Source organism: Methanoculleus sp. MH98A, from assembly GCF_000691865.1.
Taxonomy (GTDB): domain Archaea; phylum Halobacteriota; class Methanomicrobia; order Methanomicrobiales; family Methanoculleaceae; genus Methanoculleus.
In genome coordinates this window covers 1-541 of record NZ_JMIO01000292.1, presented here as the reverse complement: position 1 = coordinate 541, position 541 = coordinate 1, and the positions used below count along the sequence as shown (strand labels likewise).

The 541-nt window shown below is 42.5% G+C and carries 1 protein-coding gene; it reads right to left on the bottom strand.

The window, feature by feature from the left end; all coding sequences use genetic code 11:
• Positions 1–36: 36 nt before the first annotated feature.
• A partial coding sequence (locus EI28_RS13015; protein ID WP_048115523.1) for a hypothetical protein occupies positions 37–541 on the bottom strand: 505 nt, incomplete at its 5' end.

Here is a 541-nt window from a genome sequence, read left to right as displayed (position 1 = left end):
TTTACATTTGCGCGCGGGGTGGAAGCGCAAAAAGGGTTAATTGAGAGTCAGAGAATACGTTACAGATCTTCCTGATTTCGCACCAAACAAATCTGTATTGTCAATAACAAAATAATACTGCTGATTATCTGGTTGGGTAAATGCGATGTTTACCTCCTTCCTATCTGACCAATACTTGCCATTGATCTTTGTCGTATACCTGCCGCTATCAAGCGCGCGATCATATATGTTGTAATTCTTGGCATCCAGTATCAGCAGATCGACAGGAGCATTTCCTTCATAATGAATCTTGAATTTAGTCCCCTTTTCTCCGTATAATTCGTATGCCTGCATCCAGTTCCAGGGTAACGTATCTGAATCAGAATATGTCTCTTCAGCATCTGAAATATATGCGGCTGCACCTCCTACCGCTAACCTCGCCATTGCTGCCTTAGGAAGACTCTTAATAGCACCCACACAACCCGAAGAACTACAGGCCACGATTACAAGCACTATCAGCAGGATGATTAATTTCTTCTTCATTGGATTGAGAATCAGACTG